The sequence below is a fragment of the Marinomonas ostreistagni genome, from assembly GCF_016461785.1.
Lineage (GTDB): Bacteria > Pseudomonadota > Gammaproteobacteria > Pseudomonadales > Marinomonadaceae > Marinomonas > Marinomonas ostreistagni_A.
The window spans coordinates 202,755-226,772 of record NZ_JAEMUH010000006.1 but is presented as its reverse complement, the minus strand read 5'-3'; the positions used below and the strand labels follow the sequence as shown (position 1 = coordinate 226,772).

Genomic DNA, 24,018 nt, shown 5'->3' with positions numbered 1-24,018 from the left:
GTCAGGTTAATTCTTTGTATAAAGGGAGGGTACTACACCTCCGGCAGGAGGTGTAGTAATTGAGCGCAATTATAGGCCCAGTTTCTTTTCCAAGTAGTGGATATTTACACCACCGGCAATGAAATTGCTGTCTGTTACCAGATCTTTTTGAAGTTCAACGTTTGTTTTTATGCCGTCGATGAATGTTTCATCAAGAGCAACTTCTAGACGTTTCAATGCGCCTTCACGAGTGTCCGCGAAACAAATGACTTTGGCGATCATTGAGTCGTAAGTTGGCGGAACTGAGTAGCCACTGTATAGGTGAGAGTCAACACGAACACCCATGCCGCCCGGGGCATGGAAGTAGTTAACCTTACCTGGGCTCGGCATGAAGGTCTTAGGATCTTCAGCGTTAATACGTGCTTCAACTGCGTGACCTTTAAGCTTAACGTCTTCTTGTTTGATAGAAAGAGGTAAGCCGCTGGCAATACGTAGTTGCTCTTTAACGATGTCAATGCCTGTTACCATTTCTGTTACAGGGTGCTCTACTTGAACACGTGTGTTCATTTCAATGAAGTAGAAACGGCCATCTTCGTATAAGAATTCAAAAGTACCTGCGCCGCGGTAGCCGATCTTGATACACGCATCTACACATGCCTGTAGACATTGCGCGCGTGATTCAGGATCAAGTAGTGGTGCTGGTGCTTCTTCCAATACTTTTTGGTGACGACGTTGTAAAGAACAATCACGATCGTATAGGTGGATAGCATTGCCTTGACCATCAGCAAGTACTTGAACTTCAACGTGACGTGGGTTGGTTAGGAATTTCTCCATGTAAACCGTGCTGTCGCCGAAGTAAGAGCCTGCTTCAGACTGTGTTACGCTGATCGACTTTAGTAGACTGCCTTCGTTGTGAACAACGCGCATACCGCGACCACCGCCACCTGCTGCCGCTTTCACGATGACAGGGTAACCGATCTCGCGAGCAATGCGCATACATTCTTCTGGGTCAGAAGGAACTGGACCATTTGATCCTGGAACCGTCGGTACGTTTGCTTCGCGCATTGCTTTGATCGCAGAAACCTTGTCACCCATTAGACGAATAGTTTCAGCCTTAGGGCCGATGAAGGCAAATCCAGAGCGTTCTACTTGTTCTGCGAAGTCAGCATTTTCTGCAAGGAAACCGTAACCTGGGTGAATCGCAGATGTATCTGTCAGTTCTGCCGCACTAATTAGAGCAGGAATGTTCAGGTAGCTGTCTTTTGAAGGGTTTGGGCCGATACAGATCGATTCGTCTGCTAGGCGCACGTGTAATAGATCGCGGTCAATCTTAGAGTGAACCGCAACTGTTTTAATACCGAGTTCTTTACAAGCGCGAAGAATACGCAGTGCAATTTCGCCTCGGTTAGCAATCAATACTTTATCTAGCATGATGAACCTTTGGCTGTAAATTAAACGATTGTAACAAGCGGTTGGTCGAATTCTACTGGCTCACCATCAGATACTAGGATAGCGCCAATTGTACCGGCTTTGTCAGCTTCAATTTGGTTCATCATTTTCATCGCTTCAACGATACAGATCGTGTCGCCAGCATTTACTTTTTGACCAACTTCAACGAAAGACTTCGCGCCTGGCGCTGGAGACTGGTAGAAAGTACCAACCATTGGAGAGTTTACAGTGTGGCCAGCAATGGCTGCTTCTGCTGGTGCTGCGTCTGCAGTAGGAGCCGCCGCAGGAGCTGGAGCTGCTACAGGAGCTGGAGCCGCATATACTTGAGGGGCTGCAACAGGCGCACCGCCGCGACTGATTCGAACTGCTTCTTCACCTTCCTTGATCTCAATCTCGTAAACGTTAGATTCTTCTAGTAGTTCGATAAGCTTTTTGATTTTGCGAATGTCCATGTTGACTCTCTTTTCTTTGTCAGTGTATTCAGTCTGTATCTAATGTGTGGTCGCTTAACACAATAGACGGTTATGCCAGTTCAACTTAAAGTGATGAAACTGACATTTAAAATTCCAATTAGCCGGAAATTATCAGTAAAAAGCGCGAAATTGTCCAGTTTTGCTATTAAAAAACATAAAACAAGTAATGCAGATCAATATGTGAACAGTGGTCAACCCATTCAGGGGGGTGTATTGTCTAAAACATCTTTTAAGCGGGTTTCTACTTCCTCTCTTGTTGGCTCACCAACTAAAGATAGATGCCTTAAAAGCTGTCCTTTATTATCGAAAAAAAGCATGGCAGGTGGCCCAAAAAGCTCAAAATGTTTGAGAAACTCCTGGTTAGCACTATTGTTCTTGGTAATGTCCGCTTGCACGAAAGTAACTTGCTTTAACAGTGGGAGAATCTCGGGGTGTTTAAAGACCTCTTCCTCCGTGATTTTGCAGCTGATGCACCAGTCAGCATATAGGTCAACAACGACAGGTAAAGTGCTTTGCTGCTGTATCTGAGTTAGTTCTTGTAATGAGCCAATGGTTTGATAGTAAGGAACTGCCTGAGTTTTGCTGTTGCTATTGTTATTGATCACCAAGTGATTTAAGGGGGTAGTTGGACTGTGACTTCCTGATGCCGCACCAAGAATCTCAATAAAACCCACAACCAATGCCACGGAGGCGATAAACCAACGAATAGGGTGAGAGTGCTGGGTGAAAACGCGATGTAGAAAGTAGCTTGCGATGGCAAGGCTTAGGCCCCCCCATAAAACTAAATGGATGCTCTCAGGGAGCCAGCGGTTTACTAGCCATATAGCAAGCCCTATTAATGCAAACCCCATAGTTTTTCGGATGTCCTCGAGCCAAGGTCCATTTTTGGGTAATACTTTGCTACCCAGAATGCCCACTAGGATAAGGGGCAACCCCATGCCAATTCCCATGCTGAACAGGGCGGCCGCTCCATAGCTAGGGTCAGAGGTAGAGCTAATATATAGAATGACACCAGCCAAAGGAGCGGATACACAAGGTGAGACAATTAGAGTCGCCAAAGCGCCAGCTACAAAAACACCTAGGTAACGTGATTTAGCACTTTGCGAGCGATTGGCAAGTGAGTCTAAACGGGCATGAATTGACGCTGGTAAACGTAACTCATAAAAACCGAACATGGAGAAAGCCAAGAAAATGAATAAACTTGCGCTGACCATTAAAATGATAGGGTTTTGTAACGCTGCTTGCAGATTCATTTGTGCGCCAAACCAACCAGCAAAAGCGCCAATTAGTGCATAAGTGGTTGCCATCCCTAAAACATAGACGGCTGATAAAGCAAAGCCTGTTCTACCATTACTGTTATTGCCAATCACAATCGCGCTGACAATCGGCACCATGGGAAGCACACAAGGTGTAAAAGACAACATAAGTCCTAAGCTCAACATGATTAGTATCATTCGGCTAAATGAAGATTCACGAATCATGTTCGAGATTTGTTCAGCACCTGAATAAGAGACTTTTGGGATGTTACTCTTAGCGCCAGATGTATCGCTTATATTAACAACAGGGAACTCTGCTGACATAGGAACAACTTGAGGTGGGTAACATAATCCTTGTTCAGCGCACCCCTGATACTTAATTGTAAAAGAGGCTTGATAGGGGCGTGAATTGTCGATCTCTAATGGCAGTTTTAACTGTTGATGATACACTTCAACTTCGCCAAAGTAGGGGTCCATTTTAGTTTCCCCTTTGGGGATATCTTTAAAATAAATGGATGGCGTAGTGTCACTGTCCACAGCAAGTTGATGACGATACAAATAGTATCCGTCAGCGATCTGCCAAGTTGCCCAAACCTGGCCCGATTTATCACTGTTAACAGATAAGCTAAAAGCTTGCTCAACGGGTAAAAATTCTGGTTTAGATTGAAATGGTGAGCCAAAATTAAAGGCTAGTGCGACACCAGAACAAAGTAATAATAAAAATGAAGCGATTATTCGCATAATGGTACATAGCCCGTTTTGTTGCGACGGTAATGTCATCGTATCTGAAGCCGGTATAGACTACCAATGGATGTAAAAGTTTCCAAATATCTAGGAGTTAACTTGAGTAAAAAAGCGTTTTTCTTGCTTACTTCGTCAATGTTTTTAACCGCTTGCAGTTCAATAGGAGATGGGGACTGGTTGAATTCAGGTCTCCCAAATGCTCAGGTTGGTGCTCAAAAAAGTGACGTATATGAGCAAGTTAAACAAGCAGAAGTAAGTAAAAATACGAGTTTTAGTTCTTTCGATTCGAGCGAAACTAAAAAGCGACAGATTACTCAGAGAATTATTAGCCAAGGTAAGTTAGCGTTAGCTGAGCACAGACTTTTAACACCGGAAGGTGATAATGCTTATTTGTACTTTCAAATTGCATTAGGTCGAGAGCCTGGAAACTACGAAGCGATACAGGGCTTAGCTACTATTGTAGGCACTTACATCGAATGGGCAGAAAGGGCTGCAGCTCAAGGGCGAATGCAGGAAGCACGACGTTTTATTGCAAATGCAAGTCAGGTAAACCCTGATGACCCAGCTATTAGCGAGGCCAAAATGCGAATGCGTCAACCTCCCTCAAATGTTAAAGTCAATACAACTTCGTTGAATGAAGACGTGTATACTCTCCCCAGCAACCTGTTTACATTAGATGAGCAAAGTATTCTTGCATATTTACAACCAATCATTGATCGTGTCGAGCAAACACGCGGTGCCTTAGAAATTAATTGGCCAAGTGATAAAGAAGGCCGCTTGCTATATCAGATCATTAATAGTCGAACCCCGAATTTTCGTGTGCGAGCAATGACTTTTCGAAACTCGCAACACTTGATTGAGATTAAAGTAAATTAACTATGGGAACGCATTCATGGCGAAATTCATTCATAAAATAGCCTTCTGGCGCTCACTTTCGGAGCTGCCTAAGATCGGACGTACGATTTCAGTTGTCGTCTTACTTGTCATTGTTTTTTTAACAGGGATAGGTATGTACTGGAGCTCAGAGCCCGCTCAATTTGACGTGGTGGCTGTTGCAAAAGAGCGAGCAGAGTCTCGTGGCTACTTAAATAATAGTAAGCAACTTGTAACGGGATACACAACAACAAACACTTTGTACAGTTTGGTTGATACATTGTTAGAGAAGCCGGGCGGATTTTTATCAAATGATGTGATGCCGCCAGGGGTAATATTAGACAATATGCCTGCTTGGGAAATGGGGGTAATGGTTCAGGTCAGAGATTTGGCGCGTGCGTTACGCAAAGAATTCAGTCGGAGCCAATCCCAGTCAACAGAGGACGTTAACCTTAAAATTGCTGAGCCGCAGTACAATTTTGATACTCGTAGCTGGGCACTTCCTTCAAGTGAAAGTGAGTATCGCCGCGGAAACTCGGAACTCATCAAATACCTTGACCGGTTGGCTATCAAAGAAGATAACGCACAGTTTTACTCTCGAGCCGATAACTTAGCTGATTACCTATCCGATATGTCTACGCGTCTTGGAAGTTTGTCACAACGTTTATCTGCAAGCGTGGCGAAGGTTCGTGAGAACACTGATCTGGCAGGGGATGCAACAGCTCGTCAGTCGACAGAGACCTCTGGTTACAAATATGTTCAAACGCCATGGACGCAAATCGATAACGTATTCTATGAGGCACGTGGTGCCAGCTGGGCAATGATACATATCTTAAAGTCAGTGGAAGTAGATTTCGTCTTTACTTTGCAGGATAAGAATGCCTTGGTCAGCCTTCGTCAAATCATTCGTGAACTGGAATCTACTCAGCAAGCGGTTTGGTCACCTGTGATTTTAAACGGCAGCGGCTTTGGTTTTCTAGCTAATCATTCTCTTGTTATGGCGTCGTATATGTCACGTGCAAATGCACAGATAATCGACTTGATTCGACTGTTAGAGCAAGGCTAACGTGGACTTCAGTTCATTATTGGTGCGTCATGCAGACATCGCTGATGCACCAATGATTCTAGATATTTTTCTTGAGTCAGAAGTTCAGACAGACTTCAAAGGTGGTATTACCCTAGCCAGCGTATTGGACTGGATTGAATGTTCAAATGATAAGTTCCCGTTACTCGTCGTGTGTCATGAAGACAATATTATTGGTTGGTGTGCTTCGGAATCATTTTATGGCCTGCCTTCGATGGCAGGTGTGGCAGAAGTTGCAATTTATATAAAGGCAGCATGGCACAGGTTGGGTATTGGAGCTTGGTTGCTGCATTATCTAAGTCAGTACTCCATGAGTCATGACTTACACACGTTCGTAGCTCATATTTTAGAAGCGAACATTTCTAGTCAGCATTTCTTTTTGCGGCAAGGTTATGAGCAGTGGGGGCGTCTACCCAATGTAGCGCGTAGCGGGGGAATACAAGGCGACCTGATTTTGTTAGGTCGCCAGATAGAATTGAGTCATTGAGCCAATTAAATTGGCTCAAATACCGAACCAGAGCTTGGGACAAACAGCGTTTTATACATTCGGCTAGCGTAATCGTCACTCATTGATGCCATGTAATCGCAAATGATTCGATGACTATTAGTGCCTTGCTCTTGGCATTGACGCCACTCTTTTGCAAGCTCCTTAGGCAATAATCTAGCGGGATCCGCAGCCAATGCTTCAAACATTTCTAACAACATCTGTTGACCTTTATAGACAAGCATTTGTACCTCAGGTCGCATGATGATGTGTTGCATTTCAAAGTCTTTAAGAACATTGAGCGCAGCACGTTCTGCTTCTGGTAGCGTTGCTTGAAAGCGAAGCAAAGGATGCTCAAACGATTCAGTCTCTTGAACGTAACAGGTCGTGATAAACCAACTTACTAAATCACCAATCGCTTTCTTGCGTAAGTGACTTTGTTTGCTGAACAGCTGCTCCTCAAGACGATGTAGGTTTTCGACTAGAAAGGAACTGTTGATTTCATCTAGTTTAGGGCGAAGGTGCTGCTGCCACATATCCCGCGTCACCATTCCCAATACAATGGCATCTTCTAAATCATGAACACCATAGGCAATATCATCGGCTAAGTCCATTATCGAGGTATCAAAACTACAATAAGTGGTTCGTCCATGTTGATCTTCTTCGTTCCGTGTAACAAGACTAAGTCGTTCTTTGTCACTCTGACTGAAAGGCGAAAGAATCCACTCTAGTAATTCTTTTTCTTCAGCATAAATACATTTCGGTGGGTGCCAATTTTTTGCCTTGAATTCTCTTAAGCTGTCAGGTTTCTGCGGATACTTTCCAACGACTGTATCGTGTAGTGCAGGGTACTTCAGTACACCTAGCATGGTTCTTCGGGAAACGTCCATGCCGAAATGCTCTGAATATGAACCTCTTTTTCCTAATATACGTAGGGACTGTCCGTTACCCTCAAAGCCACCATGATCAATCATCATGTAGTTCAGCGCGACTTCACCTCCATGACCAAATGGAGGGTGGCCAATATCGTGACTTAAGCAAATCGTCTCGATTAGGGAATCGTTGGCCAGCCATGGTTGAAATGATGCTTCTTGATCATTGGATGACTGTAAGTGATAGACGATGCCACCGCCAATTTGGGCAACTTCTAATGAGTGCGTTAGGCGGGTTCTGCTGTAATCATTTTGCCTTATAGCAAGAATTTGTGTTTTAGACTGCAAACGCCTAAATGCGGCACTGTGAATGATACGTGCACGATCGCGTTGAAAAACATTACGGTGGTCGTTACTTTTCTCAATTCTCGGTCCGGACCGTCTTTCCATCCATTCAAGGAAATCATATTTGTCGTTCATCATTCTTTACTACTATGAAAAGTCTGTATTGTCAGTCTTTCATTAAAATACGATTTAGGTCAATGCCTGATCGCCTGCTTGGAGGCATAATGGTTTTAATCATAAGGAAACATTATGCTTAATACTCAACATCTCATTACATTTAAAACGCTGGTGGAAACAGGAAGTTTCACGCAGACCGCTCGTAAGCTTGGGTTAACTCAGCCTGCAGTCAGTCAGCACATTCAAAAGCTTGAAAAAGGACTTGGTGAGCCTTTGTTGATTCGCCATGGTCGTTCCACGGAACTGACCGAGGCTGGAGAGGTGCTTTTCCAACATGTTCAAGATTTAGGAAGTTGTTACGAACGCTTCGTAAAACAGTGGGAAAGCCATGTTGCACATAAAAGTGCAACGACTAGCATGGGTGCAAGACAAAGCGCCTAAGTTGTTAGGCGCTTAAATCTTTAGGCTTGCTTAGTAGGGATTAGGTTTCCGATGTGTAAGCCGCACTCTTTGTGCTCAGATTCTTCCCACCACCAGCGACCTTCACGCTCATGCTGGTTAGGTAGAACAGGTCGTGTGCAAGGTTCACAGCCAATGCTGATGAAGCCTTTTTGATGTAGTTCATTAAACGGAACTTCAAACACTTTAATATAGTTCCAAACATCTTCTGACGACCAGTTTGCGAGCGGGTTAAACTTGTACAGTGGTTGTTCTTCACTACTGAAGGCGCTGTCTAGCTCTGCGAAATCAAGCTGATTGCGTGTGCCGTGGCTTTGATCCTTGCGCTGTCCAGTAATCCAAGCATCAAGCGTGGACAGTTTCTTTCTGAGAGGAGCAACCTTTCTTACACCACAACATTCTTTATGGCCATCCTCATAAAAGCTAAACAAACCTTTCTCTTTGGTGAAGGCTTCGAGCTTTTGTGCATCTGGGGACATAATATCAATGGCGATATTGTAATGCTTTCGCACAGTCTCAATAAATTTGTATGTTTCTGGGTGAAGTCGACCAGTATCAAGCGAAAATACACTGACATCTTTCTTAGCTTTTACAGCCATATCAATCAGTACGACATCTTCGGCACCACTAAAAGAGATTGCGATATTGTCGAATTCTTTTAGTGCGCTGTGAATAATCTTTTGTGCCTCGTCTGCTTTATGGCGAGTAACGAAGGCGTCTAGGTCAAAGTTGGACATAGTTTCCTACCCTAGTTGAAATCAAATTTGGCTGTACCATAGCAATTAACAAGCAGGATATAAAATACAAATGATGCCTAACCTTATAATGGTACATGACTAATTGCGAGAATGATTTTCAATCGCTTTGTATAGGCCAAAAATGATGCCTGCAGTAACGCCCCAGATCTTTAAATCCTCATAAATGATCTCAAAAAAACCTCTTTTAACATTGCCAATCTCTCGCTCTACATAACGAAAGTTCTGAGGATCCAGTAAGTGATTTAAAGGAACCCAGTGTGCTTGTTCAACTTCCTCTTCGCAAAGGCTAAGCTCACTCATTCTTGTCATCTCAGCGACAACAGGTTTGATGCAAAAACCTGAAACTGAACAGTATTCGCCCAGTTCTCCCAATAAGTCGAAGCAATCAGGAGAAAGGCCTACTTCTTCTAGAGTTTCGCGCAAGGCGGTATATTGGATACTAGCATCTCCAGGGTCATGCTTTCCGCCAGGAAAGGCAATTTGACCAGGGTGATTCCTCATATTAAGAGAGCGCTGTGTAAGGAGAACTTTCAGTTGACCAGTCTCAGGGCAGTGGAAAATAGGTATTAAGACTGCTGCGGCACGATATTCGTGACAATATGCCTGTGGAGCGATGTGTTGATCTGGATTGTAAATGGAGTTGGATGCTTCTATGTCCAACGCCGCACGTATTTCATCAATACTAGGCGTCAGTGGTGGGGATTCTAAAAAGTGAGATACATCCAACATAACAGTTACCTTAAGAACTCCTTCTCTAGAGTATGGGTTAAACGTCCTATTTTGGTAAAGGTTTCTTGATATTCTTCTTCACATACTGAGTCAGCAACAAGTCCGCCCCCAGCCCAACAATGTGCTTTTTGGCCATCAAAAACTAATGTTCGGATGGTGATACTCGAATCCATTTGACCATTACAACCAAAATATATGAATGATCCGCAGTAGGCACTACGCTCATGAGGCTCAAGTTCATCAATAATTTGCATTGCTCGAACTTTAGGGGCTCCGGTAATCGAGCCACCTGGGAAGCCCTCTTGAAACACTTTTAATGCATCGGCTTTATGCGCGATTTTACCTTCAACCGTTGAGACCATATGATGAACATTGGCATAACTTTCTAAGCCGAATAGGATGGGTACTTTTACACTTCCTGTAATACAGTTCTTTCCAAGGTCGTTGCGTAACAAGTCGACAATCATTAAGTTTTCAGCTCGATCTTTCTCCGAGGAAAGCAATTCTTCTGCCAACGCTGCATCTTGGAGCTTGTTTTTCCCACGAGCTCTTGTGCCTTTGATTGGCTTTGACTCGATTCTACCATTGTCACAAAGAATAAAGCGTTCAGGAGAGTGTGATGATATTGCACGGCCATCAGGGAGCTTTAAGTAAGCCGAAAAGGGTGTTGGACAGACATCTTTTAACGACAAATAAGCTTGCCAAGTATCGCCCTCATAAGGGGCGCTAAATCGCTGAGTCAAATTAACTTGATAGCAATCACCGGCATCAATGTAAGCTTTTACTTTCTTAAAACGCTCTGCATAGCTTTGAGCACTCATGTTCGCTTGAAAAGGCTGAAGCAAACTGAAAGATGACTTAGACGGTTGAGTATGACTACGTAACTGCTCAATTAGGTCGGTTTCATGATATTGACACCAAGGTGTCAATATCAGAGTAGTGGTTTTTTCTTGGTGGTCTGATACCACAGCCCAACCGTAAAGCCCCATCATAATAGTAGGTAAGTTGACGTCCTCGATTACGGTCTCAGGTAGCTTTTCAACATATCGGCCAGCTTCATAGCCATAGTAACCAAGTAAGCCGCCATTAAATGGGAGAGATGTATTGTTGCTCCACGCCTGGCTGGTTACTTTTTCAACGAGCAAGCTTAGCGTGTCCATAGGGTTAGCTTGTGGTGTTAGCTCAAATGGTGTCGACGATGTATGCCATTCTAAATGAGAGGATTCACCGTATGACGAAAGTGTGGCCAATGGGCCAGCACTTAAAATGTCCCAGCGTGTATCTGGGAAAGAACAGTGATTACTGTCTAACAGTATTGGATAACCAAGAGATTGCACCGCTGGATAAAGGCGTGCAAGAGTTCTTTCATAAGGCAAACTAATGAGTTTGACTTCTGCCATAATGTAAAACCACTAAGATTAATGCGTTAGAAACGTATGATACTCTGAAATGTGGGAGCAAATAGGAAGAATTAAAGTGTCCGAGACAAATTTTTTACAGTGTAATGAAAGTATTCTTGCATACAGATTAGTTGAATTACCTAATAGTCGTACTGAAAATTGTTGCCTGCTTCTTCATGGTGCGGGTGTGGCGGGGGAATTAACCTATGGTCCCATGTTGGAGCACCTTAACCATTGGCGTTGGCTACTGATACCTGACTTAACGGGAATGGGAGAGAGTTACCACTCCTCAAAGCTAGAGTCTCCTGTTTCAATAGAATCTCTTACTGATGAATTAGACGAGCTGCTTGAACACTTGTCTTGGCATGAGTTCGATATTATTGGTTACTCTCTCGGTGGGCTAGTAGGTTTAAATCTGAATTCAAAACGTTTTAAAAAGCGGTCGGAAAGGCATCGGATGGTGTTGATGGAGCCTGCTTCTCTCGATAGAGAATGTGTAAACACGTTGGCAGAGGTTCGTCAGCGATACAAGTTAGCATCTAAGACGATTCGAGAAACGGGTGATGTTGAATTGGGAGTCGCTCATTTTATGGATGGTGTTTCCCCTAATCGCCGCAAACATCCTGTAGCGGAAGCTACGACTCAAAGTCGTTTAGCACATCGTCCGATAGGCTTTAGCTACGCGCTTGATGCGGTAACCAACTGGGTAGAGCGCATAGTAAAAGATCCTAATATGCGATTTGATCTAGTGGATCACGCAGAAGAGGTTTTGTTGTTTTCAGGTGCGTTAAGTCACTCACTGTTATTAGATCATTACGATTTAATAGTGAACGGCCGTGATGGCTGGAAACATATCTCCATGGCTGGATGCGATCATTCATTGCCCTTCCAAAAACCGAGACAAATTGCGAAGCATATTAATAAGTGGCTAGAGGAATAAATTTTTGCTCAAGTTTTGAGCAAAAAAGCCGATATTATGTATATGGTTTAATTAAATGATGAGGAAGGAGTATGTCTGATCCACTTAAAGGCTTAGGGAGCTTAGTATCAAACTATGCTTCCCAGCATCGTAACCAAGGCACGGCCGCAGAGTCCCCTGTAACACAAAAAAGTTGGGGATCAGATGGTTACAGCCCTTCGTCATCTTCTAATAGGGCAATGGGGCTTATTCAGCAGTCGGTCTCATCCCGCCTTAGTATTTCTGTTGAAACGAAATCAAATGCTTCATCAGATCAAGTGAGCTCCCAAGATACGCAGAATGACTTTTCTCCAGAAAAGGTTGCGCAGCGCATTTTATCTCATGTGGGCAATTATATGGAAAAGCTTCAAAAAGAAGGCGCTGATGATGAACGTCTAAGTACAGTTTTTGAAAGTGCTAAAGAAGCCGTTCAACAGGGTATGGAGGATGCACAGGAAAAGCTCGAGGCCCTAGGTTGGTTGACTAACGCTGGCGTGCAACAAGGGATAGATGAAACACGCTCTTTGTTGGATGAAGGTTTCGACTCACTCGAATCTGTATTGTTTGACAAAAGCGATTTAGTCTCTTCTTCTATTGAGGGAAGTGCTTCTGCTAGCTATAGTCGAGAAGATTACTCTCAGATGAAAGTGACGACCCAAGAAGGCGACGTGGTTAGTATTAATTTGTACTCGTTGAACCAGTCTGACACATCTGAATCGATCTCTCTTTCGGATGATGGTTTGAGTTTCTCTCGATATGAGAGCTCCTCACAAGCGTTTGCTTTTGATTTTAGTGTCGAAGGTGATCTCAATGATGATGAGTTAGCCGCCATTCAAACAATGATGCAGTCTGCGGGCGAGGTGTCTGACTTATTTTTCAGTGGAGATGTTTCAGGCGCATTGCAAAAAGGCTTTGACATGGGATTCGATGCTTCTCAACTGGCCAACTTTTCCATGACACTTCAAACCTCACAAACAGCTAAAACAAGTCAAGCGGTTTCGGCATACTCACAAAATAATGGAATTCGATCCATTCAAGAGCCGTTATCTGAGTATCGCCAAGCATTAGAAGAGACGATGTTGAAGGCATCAGAAATTTTTGATGATTTCCGTAGCGTGGTGGAAAACACTATGTCTGATATTTTAGCCATGCGTGAGCAACAAGAACAAACAATGACTGATATGAAGCAAATATTTGAGTATCAGCAAGAAATGGTGGATCGTATTGCTCAATGGATCCAGCCAAATGAGGCTACAATAGATGAAAGCTCTGTTGCAACTGACAGTGCTTTAAAAGAATAAACATCACTTAGCATAAGTTTTGATAACTCTTTTTTGCAGGGAAGCAAAAAAGACAATGGCATAAGGAGTGTGCCGTGTTAAAAGATCTTTACGGCTTTTCAATCGCCGAAACCCTAGTGGTTATTACCCTCCTTTCAATACTTTCTAGTAGTTTTTGGGCTACCGATATAACGTCTTTTTACGAGCGTTGGAAATCTAATAATGTTTTTAACAGGGATGTTGCATCAGTCTTAAGCTTAATTTCTAAAGCGAGAAGTTTAGCAATTGAAGCACAGCGTCCGGTTTATTTGTGTGGAGGTGATCGTTGCCAAGGTGATTGGAGCGACACTATATTTATACGTTTTCCTGATTCTGAAACAGCCCAGTCGTCATGGTCTCTTTCTTCCAAAACGATTATGGTCTGGCGTGGATTTCCTGTATCTCGTCAGTTTATCGAATTCTTGCCTAATGGATTATCTAGTTATCAAAATGGCTCCTTTTATTTATGTTTTGAGGAACTGTTTGCCCGACGAATTTTGATCAACCAAAGTGGCCGAGCTTATTTAGAAACACCTACGTATTCGATGGAGGTGTGCCAATGATGGTAAAGCACTTTCAAGGCTGGTTGATAATTGAAGCAATGTTTGCGGTAGCTGGTGTGGCTTTCATTTTAAGTGTTGCCCAATCAAATCAGTCAGAACTCGACCAAGGTCTATTGCAATTAAAAGAAAGCGTTCTTACATCAAAACGGCAGTCCTTTCAAAACTCAGTGACGAGGGTTTTTGATTTAGAAGTTCCGATAAGCACAAGTCTGGTGGAGAAACCTTCATGTCAGTCATATAAAGGGGCTGCCATTCAGCATGTCTTAAAGTATGAGCTAAACCAATGGTAAGCCAGTATCAAAAAGGATATTTACTACTGGAAGTGCTCATTGTGATGGCAATTTTAATAGGGCTTTTGGGTTTATTAACTCCTATTTTAGATGATTTTCAGAAGTCTATGGCATCTCGGCAGAAGATACTGGAATTAATGATGCTTGAGAAAAATATTGCGGATCAGCTATCAGCACAATTTAAACGAGTAGGGCGCTATGGATGTAAAGCGCCTAATTTTATGATCCAGGTTGGCAGTAGCGAAACAGTACCTTCGCGAATTGAACGATATGACATAGCTGATGGTGCAGATTGGCTTTACGGTTTTGATTTAGGGGCCTGCTCCACATTTGGAGTCGCGAGAAATGGTGTTCTGGAGCTGCCTTCTGTCTGCCATGATGTTCAGGTAGGGGATAGCCTTTTTGCAGGCAGCTGCGATGCGCTTCGTTCCGTGAAGGTGCTTTCTATTAATCATGAGAAAACGTTGATGGAGTGGCCAGATAATACAATAGATAGTGAGGTTCACGTTTATACACAAGAGTCATTTTACTGGTTTGTGCAACCTGGTAAAACTGGGAGAAATGCTTTATGGCGACGGCCGAGTATAAAGGGAAATGCTTTAGAGTTGGCGCCAGGGGTTGAGCATTTGCGTATTTCGCTTTTGCTGGATAATAATTTTGACGGTAAAGCCGATGAAATTGTAAATAAGCCTCATACCGTGGCTTATCAAAAATTGGTAGGGTTCTTAATTGAATTTCATTACCGGTTACCACTGTGTGATCCAGTTCCTTTAACACTTGTATACCAGAGCTTACGTGGTGACGAGTGGCGATACGATAATATTTGCTCGGGCATAGGGAAGCTGCTGGTGGCTAGCCGTGATTAATAAAGCCAGACAATCCAGAGGTTGGATCAGTCTACCTGTTGTTTTATTGATCATCATGCTGAGCGCATTATTGTTGCAACAGAATGCCCTTTTTCAAGATCATAAAGCGTGGCATGCAGTAAGCGCTCTGAATCAAGATTCTGATATCTGGCAAGAGGCCTACAGCACATTAAATAGAATTTCCTCATCAGAAGGAGGTGGAGAAAATTGCCAAGGCTTTTGTCGTCCAAGCAAAGGTGATTGGCAACAGGGGAGTGTTGAAGGCCAGAGAATATGGCTTCAACGGCAGCGTCTTACCGAAATGTCTATAGAGAGATGGTGTGCAACCTTTGATAAAATGCGTATCAAATGTTGGTGGCGTGAAGACAGTGGCGCAGAAAGATCTATGTGGCTAACTGCACCCTAGCCCTGTCTAACTTTGCTATGACTTCTGGGAGTGCTCAATCTTATGATCGATACTGCAGAAGGCAACCTGATTGTGGTCGTACACAGCATGGCTTAACGGAACGAAGGTGCCACACATTGCGCATTTGACCATACTTTCTTCGTGATTCGTTTTATCTGCCTTCTTGACGGACTTTGATTTCGCAACAATGGCTTTTGCAAATTGTCGATAAATTACCCAAACAATGGCAAAAACTAGAATAAAAAATAACAAACGTACAATCATGCTCTTTACCTTAACCTTGTAATTCCACGACAATAACACGAATACCATTAAATAGAGTGTCAGAGATCACAACGTAATGACCATTCGAATAGCTATGGCCCAACTAGATATGCTGGTTGGCGATATAAAAAATAACACGGAATCCGTGATTGCTCAGTCTTTGATCGCTAGAGATCAGCATAACGCAGACGTTATCGTTTTTCCTGAATTAACGCTTACCGGTTATCCACCTGAGGACCTTTTGCTGCGTCCTAGCTTAACACCGAGAATTGAAGCGGCTCTGACTCAGATTTTAGAACAAGTTCATGACATATTTGTTGTGGTTGGCTACCCACGTGAAATTGATGGAGAGCTCTTCAACTGTGCTGGTGTCTTCCATCAAGGTAAGATTCTAGGTGAGTACTGCAAACAAAAGCTGCCTAACTTCCAAGTTTTCGATGATAAGCGCTACTTCCAAGCAGGGCATACGCCTTGTATCGTTGAGATCAAAGGCGCGAAAGTTGGCCTAAGTATTTGTGAAGATATTTGGCATCCGGAGCCCATTGCACAAGCCAAAGAAGCGGGTGCTGAAATGATTTTGAACCTTAACGCATCTCCTTTCCATATTGAAAAGATGGGCGTGCGTGAGCAATTACTGCACCAACGTTCAACAGAAAACCAGTTACCTATTGTCTATGTAAACTACATGGGCGCGCAGGATGAGTTGGTCTACGAAGGTGGCTCTTTTGTGGTGAATGCCCAAGGTCAAAAAGTCCGCCAAGCCCCTTGGTACGAGTCAGGGCTTTATTGTGTAGATTTTACCATCGCGGAAGATCGAGTGCCTCGTGTGGAAGTGATGACGGGAGAAATCGCGCCGACCATGGATGTTGAAGCCAGTGTTTATCAAGCTATGGTAACAGGGCTTCGAGATTACATTGAGAAAAATCGCTTCAAAGGCATTGTGCTTGGTTTAAGTGGTGGTATTGACTCAGCGTTGTCATTAGCTGTCGCTGTCGATGCGATTGGTGCTGATCGGGTGCAGGCGGTTATGATGCCTTATACCTACACGTCGTCAATGAGCCTTGAAGACGCAGAAGAAGAAGCTAAGCTTCTAGGTGTCGAATACAGTGTTTTGCCGATTGAGCCGATGGTAACTGCTTTCATGGAGACCTTGGCTCCAGAATTTGAAGGCTATGGCCGTGATACCACAGAAGAAAACCTGCAAGCTCGAACCCGCGGTGTGACACTGATGGCGATTTCTAACAAGAAAGGTTACATGGTGCTGACAACGGGCAACAAGAGTGAAATGGCTGTTGGTTATGCAACATTATACGGCGATATGGTTGGCGGCTATTCGGTTCTGAAAGATGTATTCAAGACCTTGGTATTCCGTCTATGCCGATACCGAAATACTTTAGGTTATGTGATTCCTGAGCGTGTGATTACACGTCCACCAAGTGCTGAATTAGCGCCTGATCAAGTCGATGAAGATTCATTGCCAAGCTATGATGTCTTAGATCAAATCCTGCATATGTACATTGAAAAAGACATGAGTGCGGAAGCAATCTTGGCGCAGGGCACCTTTGATCGTGAAACGGTTTATCGTGTGTTACGCCTTGTCGACCTTAATGAATACAAACGCCGTCAATCGCCAACGGGAGTGCGAATTACAGAGCGTGGTTTCGGAAGAGATAGACGTTACCCCATCACAAATGGCTGGCACATTGGTGAATAGATATCGTTAGTCCGCGACTAACATTATTTCAAAAGGCAGCGAACTTCCGCTGCCTTTTTTATGGAAGGTGGTTAAATAAGTTCGAGAGCCTTCATTGCATTACGGATGGTTTCTTTGGTGCTGTCTTGTAACGGCATCATTGGCAGTCGCGCTTCTTCAGAACACAGGCCAAGTAAAGACATAGCGTATTTCGGGCCAGCTGGATTTGGCTCAATAAAGAGCGAGGAATGAAGCGCAAATAACTTGTCTTGAAGTGCTGCTGCCGCAACAAAATCACCCGCGCGACATAGTCTATGTAGCTCAACCACTTGTTTTGGAGCAATGTTAGATGTGACGGAAATGCACCCATTACCACCGCCAACATTGTAAGCTACGGCGGTTACGTCATCGCCACTTAGAAAGCTGAAAGGCTTTTGAATCAGCGCACGTTCTCGGATCGGACGCGTTAAATCACCTGTAGCATCTTTTACACCAACAACACGCTCAAGTTTCGCCAGCTCTGCCATAGTAGAGACATCTACACCGACGACTGCACGTGGTGGAATGTTATAAATGACAATAGGTAAATCTGTATTGTTATGAACGTATTCGTAATGAGCATATAAACCGCGTTGGTTTGGACGGTTATAATAGCCTGCAACATGAAGCGCTGCATCTGCACCAGCTTGAGCGGCGAAGTTTGAGTATTCTACGGCTTCTATTGGGTTATTGGAGCCTGCACCAGCAATGATTGAAACTGATTTATTGTTTTCTTCAACTGTGATTTCAACGACGCGTTTATGTTCAGCTTCACTCAAGGTTGGACTTTCACCAGTTGTGCCAACAGGAACCAGTCCGTTAATACCGGAGTCAATTTGCCAGCGGACGATTCGGCGTAATGCATCTTCGTCTAGACGGTTGTTGGAAAAAGGAGTGATCAGTGCAGTGATAGCGCCTTGAAACATGCTGTTACCTCATTGTTTATATCGGTAGCATGCTGGCTTAGGTATTCCATCGGCAAACATGCTGCCGGGGAACTTTGTTAGATTACATTCACACGTCAGCATCGCAAGGTTTCTTTGCCTTACGTTTATCGCCGTTACGTTTAGATGTGAATGACATAATAATTATCTTCTCAGAAAAAATAGAAATAAAGATCTGGGTCATGCTGATGGTTTTTAGTAGAAGAGTCAAGTATGAAACATCAGATTTTTAAAGTATTTATTAGTATTTAATGATGAAATTAATTAGCATCATGTTTAACAAAGTTAGCCATCTGATAGTACTAAAATTCTTTAGAGAGCCGTGATGCACCAAAAGATTAAATATTTGCTTGAAAAGCATTTCCCAAATGAATTGGAAGACCAAAAACTTCAAAATTTAGCTGCGGAATTGGATTGTTTGTTTAGTGAGCAAGAGCATGAAATTAATCTATTGGAAAGGTCCATGGACCTTGCCTCAGAAGCATTAGAGGAGCATAGCGAGGCAGCAGAAGAAACATTAGAGCTTATTGATACGATGTTTGAATCTTCTCTTGACGCGATGCTATTGGTCGATTTTGAAAAAGCATTACTGAAATATAATGAAGCTCTAGGCGTTCTTTTGAAGATCCCCCATCATTATAGTGGCGCGATTAGTATGTCAAACTTTCTGCATGTGTTGTCTGTGCAGTTAGAGAATCCGGATAACTTCCTTACCTTTTTACGTAATAGTCATGAAAACCATAGCTCATTTGATGGAGAGTTGTTGCTTAAGGATGGCCGTTGGCTTCGATATCATGTAAAGCCGCGTTTAAAAGATCAAAAGATGATCGGCAGGCTTTGGACACTTCTGGATATTACGGCGCAAAAACACTCTGAGCGAATGCTCGAGGATTTTGAAGAAGAGCTACAGAATGCCCATGAATTAGCCAAAATGGGAGAGTGGTCCTTTGACCTAGACAGTCAAGAAATCCTGTTCTCAAATAATTTGCTTGCTTTGCTGAAATTGCCTAGAAATTTCCGAAGGTTTCCGTTTCTCCATTTCTTAGAGTTAGTCAATGAAGATGAACAACAGGCTTTGGATAAGCAGTTTAAACACTGTCAAAAATATGGGACATCCATACAATCTGAGCTTCATATCGCTCTGGATGATCGTGAGTTCTACGTCATTTTACGTGGTCGCTTTAAAGTCGGTGGTGTACATGCCAAAGACACTATACAAGGTGTTTTGCAGGACATCTCAGATCTTAGAACTTCAGAACATTTAGTAAAAATCTCATCGCATTTCTTTCAGTCCTCTATGCAAGGTAATGTTCTGATGGGACGGCATAAAGAAATACTCGATTTTAATGATGTGGCGTGTGGCATTTTTAAGTTACGCGCATGGGAGTTTGCGGACAGAATTAATGAACGCTTAGCCACTGCATGGACACATGATATGTCCATTAATGAAATATGGCGACATGTCATTGAGAGCAGTCACTGGGCTGGAGAAGTTTATTTCACAAGTCCTGAGCTGGTGGATAAAACCATTTGGCTGTCTTTGGAGGCTCTAAGAGACAGCCAAGGTAAAGTTGTCAACTTTATCGCGATTTTCAATGACATTACCGAATCTAAGCAGGTGCAAGAACAGCTACATCAGATGGCGTATTTCGATCCTCAAACGTCACTACCGAACCGTTTTCAATTCGAGCAATTTTTAACACAGCGTCTTACTTCTCCCGCTCAGGCTAGGCAACCCATGTCACTTTTCTATTTAGATCTCGACCGATTTAAATTTGTGAATGATTCGCTAGGGCATCATGCTGGTGATAGGCTGCTCTATTTGGTCGGTCAGCGCTTAGTGTCGGCGGCGCCAAAAGCTACTTTAGTTGCTCGGCAAGGAGGGGATGAATTTGTTGTTTTATTCTCTGGCGTATTGTCTAGACCAGAGCAAGAGCAGATTGCCGAACAACTGATCTATCAATTGTCTGACGCCTTCAATGTGCTTGGTTCGCAAGTTTATATTGGTGCCAGTATTGGTATCGTGAATATACCTGAAGACGCTCAGGATATGGTGACGGCAATGCGTTATGCTGATTTATCTTTATATGAAGCTAAAAAAACTGGGAAGGGGTGTTTTGTTTTCTGGCAACGCTCATTCTTGAAAGGCTCCACGCCAGAGCGCGTGCAAATGGAGTCTGAGCTGCGTGAAGCAATTATTTCTAATCAATTAGTGCTACATTTTCAACCTAAAGTTGAAGCTGAAAATGGAAAAATTTATGGGTTAGAAGCACTAGTGCGATGGAATCATCCAAGGCTGGGGTTGGTGTACCCAGACCGCTTTATTGCTATTGCTGAAGAGTCAAATTTGATTTTAGAGCTAGATCAGTGGGTAGTGAACGCTGTGGCTGATCAAATGACCAAATGGCGGAAAAATGGTTTACCTTTGCTTGAAGTGTCGGTCAATATTTCTGCAGCGCATATCACCAGAACTGGGCTGATAGACTTATTTGAAGGATTGTTTGAACGTTATCCTTTTCTTGGGGATTACTTGGAAATCGAGTTAACCGAAACGGCCATTATGGCGGATCCAGATAAAGCAACAGTTGTATTAAATACACTAAAAAAGAGAGGGGTTAAATCCTCTGTAGACGACTTTGGTTCGGGTTATACATCATTAGGGTATTTAAAAAAATTAAATGCCAATACATTGAAGATTGATAGAAGCTTTATTGATGGCATAACAAGAGATCACTACGATCGCGATGTTGCTAAGGCAATCATTGCGTTGGCTCAGAGTATGTCAATGGATGTGGTAGCGGAAGGTGTGGAAACTCAAGCCCAATGGGAGCTGTTGCAATCTTTTGGTTGTAAATACCTACAAGGATATTATTTCTCAAGGCCGCAAGCAGCGAACATTATTGAAAAGAACTTCTTGCAACCATTGGTTGTTGAACCCGTTTGATGCTATTGGGGTTAACACCCTAGCAGGTCTTTTTGCATGACCTACTAGAGTGTTACGTAAACTAAACCTGCCAACTATTGATCGAAAATATGTGATTTTTGAGATTGCAGTTGAGCGTTTAATTTTAAGTAGCCTTTTTGATTAAGATGTAACCTGTCTTGCTCAAATAAGCTTTCATCAACATTCCCATGCTTGTCTAAGATAGAGTCATTTGTCTCGACAAAAAGTGTATTTGGTCTGGTCCGTGCAAGCTGTTGTAGCATTCCGTTAGTTGCCTTTACGGTTGGTTCTAAGCCTTGGCGAGTTGGACTCATTTTTACACCTAGAATAGTGACAGGTATTCCTGGTAAGTATCGGTCTACTTTTTCAAGTAGACTGACATATCGATCAATCACTTTGTTGCTATTGTGTTTGTTGCCTATGTCATTATCTCCAGCGTAAAGCACTAATGAACGCGGATTATAAGGCAATATAATACGTTCAAAGTAATAAACGCAGGCATCTAAAGTCGCACCATTAAAACCTAGGTTAATGGTTTCCTTCGTGTCAAAGGGGGCTTCAAACTCGGACCAAGATTTTATGGTGGAGCTGCCGTAGAATGCCACCGGTCGTTTATCAAAACGACGATGCGCAGAGCGGAACTCCAGTTCACGAACATCGGACTCAAATTCTACATCTATTTGATTGACGCTTCTTACATTTGAAAGACAACCTTCACGCTGACTTAGAATAGGGTAACGCTTGATTTCTTGAGCTAAATCTTCCGCCTCTTTGACGGCTAAGCGAAACTCTTTTTGATACTCGGCCAAGAAACTAGTCAGAGCGTTTTTATCAGAAATATCCACGCGTTCTGAAAGCTTAAACGCCGGCTTAATGACTACCGTATAAATATTATGATCCGAGCGCTTATCAAAGTTAGCAACGGCAATTGGTACTAACCAAGGTTCTTCCTCTCCCTCTAATGAGCCTGCCAGCTCAAAAACATATGGCAGTAATTCTCCAGGAGATTGGTCTGTGGCAAAGCTTTTACCCTCCGGTGAGATTAGTAACGGAGTTTTAGACTTAAGAGTTGTCTGACCTGCCCTAATAAATTCATCATGAGCCTCTGTACCTGAAGTTAAAGCGCTCCAACTGTCCACAAAAACATTGCCGAAACGCTCGTAGTAGGCATCACGCCAGAACTCGTACTCTTTACTGCGTCGAACCACTCGTTGCGCAGCAACACCATATTGCTTGTATATCACCATTGAACTGATGAACTGCGCGTCAAGGGAATAGCGGAAGCCATTCGCAAGCTGTGTACTGCTAGAGCCCAATAAGTGGTTGTAAAAGAACAAACTGCCTGGTTTTTTGGGTAGGTTTTCCATGCCCTTAATAATGTAAGGTACTTGCTTAAACGCTTGACGAAAGTGTTCCGTACCAAATCGTCGAACATCGATCGAACTTTGTTCTTCCGGTAGTGCATTGACGGAATCATAAATGTTCGCAAGCTTACGGTAGAATGCATTTTCACGTTGTAAGTCTTTAAGGATATCTAGGCTCATACCTGCAACGGTTCGTTCTATTCTAGTCCCGAAGTGCAAGCATCGATATAACACCCCAAATGCTTCATCGGTAGTCACTGCATTTTTCAAAAGGGATCCGACTTTGTAGAGTGGTGAACTAACAGGTAGTACCGCTGCATTTTGCTCAATCATACTGTTCACGGCTAGAACTTCATCACCAGCAATTTGCGATAAATAGCGCATTCTTGCTGATACCAGATGGGTCCCGACTAGCCAAATTAGCCGGTACCAATATTTAAGGGCTAGCTTGGGGGATTCGGCAAAAATGCTAAGCAATGACTGCTTAGGAATAAAAAGCACCGTTGAATCTCTAGAGCTTATGATCGTTGATCGATTACGCTGTTGTTCATCGGTGGTGCACCACGCTAAGACTGTGCCTGGTCGTGAAATCGTACGCGTAGTGATAATGTCGCCGGATTCAGTTTGGTAGCTGACAACGGCTTTACCTTGAACTAAGAAGTACAAGCCATCCTCAACTTGATCCTGTTGAGAAAGAATGTCTCCTTGATGAGCTAAAATAACACCTGCCTGCTTAGCTAGGGTTTGTAGCTCCGCTTGAGTAAATGACTCACAAAATGCTGTATCGCTTAAGAATTCAGTCGTTTGTTTAATCGACTGTTTTTGTATCTCTGGATTGATCAGCGGACGTGTTTCTTCAAAGGCTAGTGATTCGTTAGCGAAGAAAGGGCGTGTTTGGTTCTGAATACTGGTCAGAATGGGTAGAGATTCACGGTAGACGAATGATAAGAATTGATTGGCAAAATCTGTTTCTTGTTCAAGTAACTTTTGCAATTTCGTAATGGGCCAACTAATTAGCAGGCTTGCTTTAGTGGCTTGAAAGCTGGTTGCATAGCGTGAAGGTTGGCGAAATGCAGACCAACCAATTGGAGCGCTTGGTTGGTTAATTAAACCAACATGGTAGCTCTTTCCTGATTCTTGTAGTGGGATTGAGATCGAGATCTCTCCAGAGATTAAAAAGTATAGAGAGTGCCCCACCTCAAATTGCTGAGCTAGCATGTCTCCAGCGTTGAGTTCTTTCAGTTGGGCCAGCTCATTAAGGGTTTGAATGACGTGTTGCGGAGCGCTCTGAGTAAAAGGGAGTTCGCCCACATAATTTGATAGATCCATTAAACCACCTTATGACA

Annotated in this window: 22 protein-coding genes; 12 read left to right on the top strand and 10 right to left on the bottom strand. The window is 43.2% G+C overall.

The genetic code is table 11. The features are described from left to right. Positions 1-69 precede the first annotated feature (69 nt). The 3 genes from accC to dsbD form a co-directional block, all read right to left on the bottom strand. A complete protein-coding gene (gene accC, locus JHD44_RS08160; protein ID WP_199462259.1) occupies positions 70-1,410 on the bottom strand; it encodes an acetyl-CoA carboxylase biotin carboxylase subunit in 1,341 nt (446 codons plus the stop codon). A 20-nt stretch (positions 1,411-1,430) separates the two neighbouring features. Continuing rightward, a complete protein-coding gene (gene accB, locus JHD44_RS08155) occupies positions 1,431-1,880 on the bottom strand; it encodes an acetyl-CoA carboxylase biotin carboxyl carrier protein (protein ID WP_199462258.1) in 450 nt (149 codons plus the stop codon). Between the two features lie 221 nt (positions 1,881-2,101). Next, positions 2,102-3,898, bottom strand: a complete 1,797-nt coding sequence (gene dsbD / locus JHD44_RS08150) for a protein-disulfide reductase DsbD (protein ID WP_199462257.1) — start codon at positions 3,896-3,898, stop codon at positions 2,102-2,104. Between the two features lie 102 nt (positions 3,899-4,000). Here dsbD and JHD44_RS08145 point away from each other — a divergent pair, with 102 nt between their 5' ends. From JHD44_RS08145 to JHD44_RS08135, 3 genes are read left to right on the top strand one after another with little or no spacing between them, the layout of a single operon-like run. After that, positions 4,001-4,777: a tetratricopeptide repeat protein gene (locus JHD44_RS08145; protein ID WP_199462256.1), complete on the top strand. Its 777-nt coding sequence runs from the start codon at positions 4,001-4,003 to the stop codon at positions 4,775-4,777. Between the two features lie 16 nt (positions 4,778-4,793). Continuing rightward, on the top strand, positions 4,794-5,840 hold the full coding sequence (locus JHD44_RS08140) for a DUF2333 family protein (protein ID WP_199462255.1): 1,047 nt from the start codon (positions 4,794-4,796) through the stop codon (positions 5,838-5,840). A gap of 1 nt (position 5,841) precedes the next feature. Then, the gene (locus tag JHD44_RS08135) at positions 5,842-6,345 is read left to right on the top strand and encodes a GNAT family N-acetyltransferase (protein WP_199462254.1); all 504 of its coding nucleotides are present in this window, start codon (positions 5,842-5,844) and stop codon (positions 6,343-6,345) included. 5 nt (positions 6,346-6,350) lie between these two features. Here JHD44_RS08135 and JHD44_RS08130 read toward each other — a convergent pair whose 3' ends face one another. Beyond that, positions 6,351-7,697: an anti-phage deoxyguanosine triphosphatase gene (locus JHD44_RS08130; protein ID WP_199462253.1), complete on the bottom strand. Its 1,347-nt coding sequence runs from the start codon at positions 7,695-7,697 to the stop codon at positions 6,351-6,353. Positions 7,698-7,808: 111 nt separating this feature from the next. Here JHD44_RS08130 and JHD44_RS08125 point away from each other — a divergent pair, with 111 nt between their 5' ends. Continuing rightward, entirely contained in the window at positions 7,809-8,117 is a 309-nt protein-coding gene (locus JHD44_RS08125; RefSeq protein WP_199462252.1) for a LysR family transcriptional regulator, read from the top strand. Between the two features lie 20 nt (positions 8,118-8,137). On the opposite strand, the gene JHD44_RS08120 is transcribed toward JHD44_RS08125, so the two are convergent. From JHD44_RS08120 to pabB, 3 genes are all read right to left on the bottom strand, one after another. Next, positions 8,138-8,872 carry a phosphoadenylyl-sulfate reductase gene (locus JHD44_RS08120; RefSeq protein ID WP_199462251.1) on the bottom strand — a complete coding sequence of 245 codons (735 nt, stop codon included), beginning with the start codon at positions 8,870-8,872 and terminating at the stop codon, positions 8,138-8,140. Positions 8,873-8,971: 99 nt separating this feature from the next. After that, a complete protein-coding gene (locus JHD44_RS08115; RefSeq protein ID WP_199462250.1) occupies positions 8,972-9,622 on the bottom strand; it encodes an NUDIX hydrolase in 651 nt (216 codons plus the stop codon). Positions 9,623-9,627: 5 nt separating this feature from the next. Continuing rightward, a complete protein-coding gene (pabB, locus tag JHD44_RS08110) occupies positions 9,628-11,022 on the bottom strand; it encodes an aminodeoxychorismate synthase component I (protein WP_199462249.1) in 1,395 nt (464 codons plus the stop codon). Positions 11,023-11,098: 76 nt separating this feature from the next. On the opposite strand from pabB, the gene JHD44_RS08105 reads away from it, so the two are divergent. The 6 genes from JHD44_RS08105 to JHD44_RS08080 all read left to right on the top strand — a co-directional run bounded on the left by JHD44_RS08105 (position 11,099) and on the right by JHD44_RS08080 (position 15,424). After that, positions 11,099-11,962, top strand: a complete 864-nt coding sequence (locus JHD44_RS08105; protein ID WP_199462248.1) for an alpha/beta fold hydrolase — start codon at positions 11,099-11,101, stop codon at positions 11,960-11,962. 71 nt (positions 11,963-12,033) lie between these two features. Continuing rightward, a complete protein-coding gene (locus JHD44_RS08100; protein WP_199462247.1) occupies positions 12,034-13,281 on the top strand; it encodes a DUF5610 domain-containing protein in 1,248 nt (415 codons plus the stop codon). A 74-nt stretch (positions 13,282-13,355) separates the two neighbouring features. After that, complete coding sequence (locus tag JHD44_RS18745) at positions 13,356-13,862, top strand: GspH/FimT family pseudopilin (protein WP_199462246.1); 507 nt, start codon at positions 13,356-13,358, stop codon at positions 13,860-13,862. Further along, positions 13,859-14,152, top strand: coding sequence for a hypothetical protein (locus tag JHD44_RS08090; protein ID WP_199462245.1), 294 nt, complete (start codon positions 13,859-13,861; stop codon positions 14,150-14,152). The genes JHD44_RS18745 and JHD44_RS08090 overlap by 4 nt, the downstream gene beginning before the upstream one ends. Then, entirely contained in the window at positions 14,146-15,018 is an 873-nt protein-coding gene (locus JHD44_RS08085; RefSeq protein WP_199462244.1) for a hypothetical protein, read from the top strand. Before JHD44_RS08090 ends, JHD44_RS08085 begins: the two co-directional genes overlap by 7 nt. Next, complete coding sequence (locus JHD44_RS08080; RefSeq protein ID WP_199462243.1) at positions 15,011-15,424, top strand: hypothetical protein; 414 nt, start codon at positions 15,011-15,013, stop codon at positions 15,422-15,424. The genes JHD44_RS08085 and JHD44_RS08080 overlap by 8 nt, the downstream gene beginning before the upstream one ends. Before the next feature lie 15 nt (positions 15,425-15,439). On the opposite strand, the gene JHD44_RS08075 is transcribed toward JHD44_RS08080, so the two are convergent. Next, complete coding sequence (locus JHD44_RS08075) at positions 15,440-15,688, bottom strand: PP0621 family protein (protein WP_199462242.1); 249 nt, start codon at positions 15,686-15,688, stop codon at positions 15,440-15,442. Positions 15,689-15,764: 76 nt separating this feature from the next. On the opposite strand from JHD44_RS08075, the gene JHD44_RS08070 reads away from it, so the two are divergent. Then, positions 15,765-17,402: an NAD+ synthase gene (locus JHD44_RS08070; RefSeq protein ID WP_199462241.1), complete on the top strand. Its 1,638-nt coding sequence runs from the start codon at positions 15,765-15,767 to the stop codon at positions 17,400-17,402. Positions 17,403-17,473: 71 nt separating this feature from the next. Here the strand turns inward: JHD44_RS08070 and dapA are convergent, their stop codons facing one another. Further along, positions 17,474-18,346, bottom strand: coding sequence for a 4-hydroxy-tetrahydrodipicolinate synthase (gene dapA, locus JHD44_RS08065; protein WP_199462240.1), 873 nt, complete (start codon positions 18,344-18,346; stop codon positions 17,474-17,476). Between the two features lie 343 nt (positions 18,347-18,689). Between dapA and JHD44_RS08060 the strand changes: the two genes are divergently transcribed. Beyond that, positions 18,690-21,308, top strand: a complete 2,619-nt coding sequence (locus JHD44_RS08060; RefSeq protein ID WP_199462239.1) for a GGDEF domain-containing phosphodiesterase — start codon at positions 18,690-18,692, stop codon at positions 21,306-21,308. Between the two features lie 74 nt (positions 21,309-21,382). Here JHD44_RS08060 and JHD44_RS08055 read toward each other — a convergent pair whose 3' ends face one another. Then, a complete protein-coding gene (locus JHD44_RS08055) occupies positions 21,383-24,001 on the bottom strand; it encodes a cyclic nucleotide-binding domain-containing protein (protein ID WP_199462238.1) in 2,619 nt (872 codons plus the stop codon). Between the last annotated feature and the right edge of the window lie 17 nt (positions 24,002-24,018).